This is a genomic window from Pseudoalteromonas sp. TB25 (assembly GCF_000497995.1).
Lineage (GTDB): Bacteria > Pseudomonadota > Gammaproteobacteria > Enterobacterales > Alteromonadaceae > Pseudoalteromonas > Pseudoalteromonas distincta.
Genome location: NZ_AUTI01000008.1, coordinates 1 through 5588, shown reverse-complemented (window position 1 = coordinate 5588; position 5588 = coordinate 1). Strand labels below are relative to the sequence as shown.

Annotated in this window: 4 protein-coding genes; 1 reads left to right on the top strand and 3 read right to left on the bottom strand. The window is 40.6% G+C overall.

All coding sequences use genetic code 11. The features are described 5' to 3' along the window. Positions 1-699: 699 nt before the first annotated feature. Positions 700-3156, bottom strand: a complete 2457-nt coding sequence (gene fadE, locus L652_RS0100105; RefSeq protein ID WP_002960075.1) for an acyl-CoA dehydrogenase FadE — start codon at positions 3154-3156, stop codon at positions 700-702. A gap of 323 nt (positions 3157-3479) precedes the next feature. Here fadE and L652_RS0100100 point away from each other — a divergent pair, with 323 nt between their 5' ends. Beyond that, positions 3480-4244: a class II glutamine amidotransferase gene (locus L652_RS0100100; protein ID WP_002959998.1), complete on the top strand. Its 765-nt coding sequence runs from the start codon at positions 3480-3482 to the stop codon at positions 4242-4244. Positions 4245-4292: 48 nt separating this feature from the next. On the opposite strand, the gene L652_RS0100095 is transcribed toward L652_RS0100100, so the two are convergent. Together L652_RS0100095 and purN are read right to left on the bottom strand one after the other, a co-directional pair. Then, on the bottom strand, positions 4293-5027 hold the full coding sequence (locus tag L652_RS0100095) for a DUF3108 domain-containing protein (RefSeq protein ID WP_002959996.1): 735 nt from the start codon (positions 5025-5027) through the stop codon (positions 4293-4295). Positions 5028-5043: 16 nt separating this feature from the next. Continuing rightward, positions 5044-5588: phosphoribosylglycinamide formyltransferase (purN, locus tag L652_RS0100090; RefSeq protein WP_024595746.1), on the bottom strand; the 545-nt coding region annotated here is incomplete at its 5' end.

Here is a 5588-nt window from a genome sequence, read left to right as displayed (position 1 = left end):
CCCGTCCACTCCGCCACTTGTTATTTCCTCAATAACAAGCTTATAAAATCCTTGATTAAATAATTTAGTAAAACATTCTTTGGCTATCAGCTATCAAACACATTACTTGCACGAACCTGCTAATATTCCTTATTATCCGTATCAATAACTATATCAATCTGCCGATGCTCTGGGTAAATGCTTCTGCATTGCGCTGTATCTCTCTTCTCGTAACTTTTACCGCAGTTAGCTTAACGCCAGGTTTAACCCCAATTCGCTTAATTAAGTAATCTATTTTGATGTAAGAAAAGCATGTCGATAATAAGGAATAATTCGTTATTTAGTTGTTTTCGGCAAATGATCCTGCATTGCTCTATCTCCTGCATCCATGCAGTCGTATACCAGAGATTTTTAACACTGCTAGGCAGGCTCTAAGTATTATTGCTAATTGGTATAGTCATTAACTTTATAGTGTTGTACTTGTAGAGCTCTTGACAGGGTTTAAGTTTTTGCATGAGCATAGAGATGAATTAAGGGTATTTAATCAATACAGAGCTTTTAGGGTTGGTTAGATGTCAGAGCTGCCTGTTATACCAAGCTGTATAATTATTTAAACAATCTAACGATAAACTACTCCATCAAGTTGTTAAAACTTTTTATTGTGCACAAAAAAGCCAGCACGTTATATGCTGGCTTTTGGTCTGTAAATGCTTAGCTTAGTTAAGCAGCATCAGCTTCTTTTTTAACGCTATTACGTGCGGCTTTTCCTGCAAGTAAGTCAGCAGGGTCGAAGTCATCAACGTTAATAACATCTAAACGAGATTGCTCAACAGCAGCTAGTTTATCAGCCTCTGCTTGGCTTAAAATGCCTGCTTCAAGTCCCATTTGCGCTACTTTATCAAGCTGGAAGAATGGCAGTTTAAGGCCTTTCTCTTTACATACTCTTTCAAATAATGGCTCAACGTCTAGGATGTCTTTAAGCGTTTGCTCTTGACGACCCACAAGGTTAAGCGGCTCATTTTTTAAGTATACGTAGCTTGCTAAACGGTTACGCGTTTCGCTAGGTACTTGTAGTAGTTGCGCAAGTTTATGCTCAAGTTGGTCAGTTGGTTTACGAACCGGGCGACCAAACGGGAATAACAATACTTTTAACACGGCACGTAGTGGAGCCGAAGGCATGTTATTAATTAAATCAGCAAGTGCACGTTGGCAATGATAAAGGTGATCTTGGCAACTCCATTTTACTAGAGCAAAATCTTCTTTTTTACGGCCTTCGTCGTTGTAACGCTTAAGCGTTGCAGACACTAAGTATAAGTAACTAAGTAAGTCACCTAAACGTGCTGAAATACGTTCTTTACGTTTTAGTGAGCCACCAAATACTGCCATGCTAATGTCTGACATAAGAGCAAGTGATGCACTAAAGCGTGACGCTATACGGTAAAATTCAGCAGTTTCGTCGTTGTACGGCACACTTGTAAAACGTGCGCCGGTAAGTGCAAGCCACTTAGTACGTACAAGGTTCGACATAGTAAAACCAATATGACCCATTAGCGCTTTATCAAATACGTTAAGCGCTTCTTCGCGGTCTTCAATTTCGCACGCACCTAGTTCGGTAAGTACAAATGGATGACAGCGAATTGCACCTTGACCATAAATAATCATATTACGGGTCAAGATGTTTGCACCTTCAACGGTAATGGCAATAGGTGCACCTTGGTAGCCACGACCTAAATAGTTATTTGGCCCAAGCATGATGCCCTTACCGCCAAGTACATCCATTGCATGAATAGTTGCATCACGCATTTGCTCTGTCAGGTGGTATTTAATAATGGCAGAAACTACCGATGGCTTTTCGCCTAAATCAACCGCACCCGTAGACATACTAACCGCAGCATCAGAGCTGTAAGCGTAACCAGCAAGTTTTGCTAGTGACTCTTCAACACCTTCCATTTTACCAATAGGTAAACGGAACTGACGACGAATGCGGCTATACGCACCCGTTGCAACGGCAATCATTTTAATGCCACCGGCAGAATTTGACGGCAATGTAATTGCACGACCAACCGATAAACACTCAACCAGCATGCGCCAGCCTTGACCAGCCATATCTGGACCACCAATAATATAATCAAGTGGTACGAAAATATCTTTACCGCGAGTAGGACCATTTTGAAATGGTACGTTAAGCGGGAAATGTCGACGACCAATTTCAACTCCAGGAGTGTCCGTTGGAATAAGTGCACAGGTAATGCCTGGCTCTTTATTGTCGCCAATTAGCCCATCTGGATCTTGTAACTTAAACGCAAGACCAAGTACGGTAGCCACTGGGGCAAGTGTAATGTAACGCTTATTCCACGTTAAACTAACACCCACAACTTCCTCACCATTCCATTGCCCTTTACATACCACACCGTAGTCTGGAATTGAGCTTGCATCAGAACCCGCTTCTGGCGAAGTTAATGCAAAACATGGAATTTCTTGACCGCTCGCTAGGCGCGGTAAGTAATGATCTTTTTGCTCTTTTGTACCATAGTGTTGTAATAATTCACCTGGGCCTAAAGAGTTCGGTACACCAACAATTGACGAAAGTAATGTTGATTTACTTGTTAGTTTTTGAAGTACACAAGACTGTGCAAATGCAGAAAATTCTAAACCGCCGTATTCTTTTTTGATGATCATGGCAAAAAATTTATTATCTTTTAGATACTGCCACACATCTTGAGGAAGGTCGGTTAGTTCGTGCGTTGCTTCCCAATCGTCCAACATGCTACAAACTACTTCAACAGGGCCATCAACAAAGGCTTGCTCTTCAATAGTAAGTTTAGGAACTGGGTATTGGTGAAGTTTTTTCCAATCTGGGTTACCGCAAAATAAGTCAGCTTCCCACCACGTCGTACCGGCATCAATAGCTGATTTTTCAGTATCAGACATGCTTGGCGTTACTTTTTTAAACGTAGCAAAAATAGGCTTGATGATATATTGCTGACGAAGGCCAGTAACAGAAAGAGGAACCGCGATGATCAAAAAGATCAACCAGCTAATTAAACCAAAAGCACCCGCAAAGGTACCAATTAATAAAGTTATAGCCGAAACACCAAGTGCTGTGTTCCAACTTGCTCTGTGGTAAACCGCAGTGCAAAGCAACGCGATTAGAACCAGTGTAAATATGAGTGTCATTTTTATTCCTTAATAGAGGTCAGACCACCTCACTTAGAGTAGCGCTAGTAACAGTAATTTTCAAGTACATAACGATGTTAAATTGTAGTAGAAAGTAACTTAAATACGATATTTAATTACCCGACAGAGGAACGCTCAATAACTATCGTATAGTCAAAGCATTAGCCGTAAGTAGTGTTAACGTAAAAATAAATAAATCTAATAGCAAAATGACACTTTTTAAGTAAGTATAGCCGTTATAGCGGGCTGCAATTTAGTGTACGCTTAATACACAAATATTCGCTATTTATTTTAATGTATGGTTTTTAAGGGTTATTTTATTAATGTGTGAATTACTTGGCATGTCAGCCAATGTGCCTACCGATATTTGTTTTAGTTTTTCAGGCCTTTTAGAGCGTGGTGGTAATACAGGTCCTCATAAAGATGGTTGGGGTATTACATTTTACGAAGGTAAAGGCTGTAGAACCTTTAAAGATCCTGAGCCGAGTTATCAATCTGAAATTGCAAAGCTCGTTAAAGCATACCCCATTAAAAGTGTCTCGGTTATTAGCCATATTCGTCAAGGTAATCGAGGTCGGGTATGTCTTGAAAATACTCATCCGTTTACTCGTGAGTTGTGGGGGCGTGAAATTACTTACGCTCATAACGGGCAGCTATCTAATTATCATGATTTAAAACCGCAGTACTATCGCCCAGTGGGTAACACCGATAGCGAACTCGCTTTTTGTTGGTTGCTTGATAAAATTCGCGAAAAATACCCAAAGCGTCCAAGTAATATGGCGTCGGTTTTTAGATACGCGGCTAAGCTTTCGCAAACTCTGCGTGAAAAAGGGGTGTTTAATATGTTATTGACCGATGGGGTGTTTGTTTTAGCGTATTGCACTAATAACTTACACTACATAACGCGCCGTGCGCCATTTGGTAAAGCAACGTTGATTGATGCCGACATGGTGGTTGATTTTCAACAAGAGACCACACCAAACGATGTAGTAACAGTTATAGCTACAAGGCCTTTGACGAATGATGAGCGCTGGCAAAAAATGGAGCCGGGGGAATTTGCATTGTTTAAAATGGGTGAGCTAATTTAGCCCACCTATTTTAAATACTAACTTAACTTAACTTTAGTTTAATTAAATTTAGTTAGCTTCTTGAGGTTGTTGTGCTGTAGCAGGCGCAACAGCTGTAGGCGCAGTAACAGTAAATGAATTCATTTGAACTTCAAACTGCTCCATACCTTTTTCGCCTTTCCACATACGTACCAGCATGTAATCCATTTCTGGCGCGAACCATGCAATTGCTTGGCGTTTATCGTTATCGTATAAACGCTTCACTTTAATGGCTTCTACATTACCGATAGGTAAGGAGATCATCTCTTTTTCAACAACTTCAAAGTTGTAGTCGCGGCGGTTACCTTTTTTATCTATAAGGGGAAATGAAAAGCTTGTTTCGCCTTTTTTCAATCCTTCGCGCACTTGCACTTGGTACGAAATAGCATCCTGAAATTCATCAGTCCATTCGCATTTAAGTGGGTATTCACTAGCGCTGCTAGTCACTACTTTGTTTGTTGTATCAAAATCAATTTTGTAATCTTTATCTGGGCCTGTCCCTGTACGAATCATGTTGTAATGATGCGGGGTAACCTTGCCATCTTTAAAGGTAAACTTTGATGTTTCTTCACGAGAGTCAGAGAAAATCATCCACTCAATATTGCTGTGGTATGTAAGTTCATAAGTATCGTCGCCCGTTTTTTTGAGCTCACGAACAGCCTCACCATGATTTTTACCTTTGCGTAAAATATCGTAATTAGCTTGATACTGGGTCAATTCGCCTGCAATTAGGCTAGTTGGAAGTAAAGCGCCCGCACATAACAACAGGGCACTTATTTTTTTATTGTGGGTAGTGCGCGCCGTGTGCAGGAAGTTGTTTTTTGTCAAGAACTGCATAATCTGCTTCCATAGTAAGTCTGTGTTCACTGAACCACTTGACCACCAAAGGATAAATTATATGCTCTTGCTCATGCACGCGTTTTGCTAATGTTTCTGCTGTATCATCCTTGAGTACAGGTATTTGCGCCTGAAGAATAACGGGACCGCCGTCTAATTCTTCAGTAACAAAGTGAACACTTACGCCATGAACATCGTCTTTTGCATCAATTGCTCTTTGGTGGGTATTCAGCCCCTGATACTTAGGCAACAAAGATGGATGAATGTTCAACATTTTTCCAACATATTTTTGCACTAAGCCAGGAGTAAGAATACGCATAAACCCAGCTAATACAACTAGATTTGGCATAAAAGAGTCGATAACGTTCATTAATTGCGCATCGTACGCTTCGCGCGAGTCAAAATCTTTATGACTGAGCACTTTTGTAGCAATACCTGCTTGTTTTGCACGCTCTAGGCCATAAGCGTCTGCTTTATTACTAATAACAG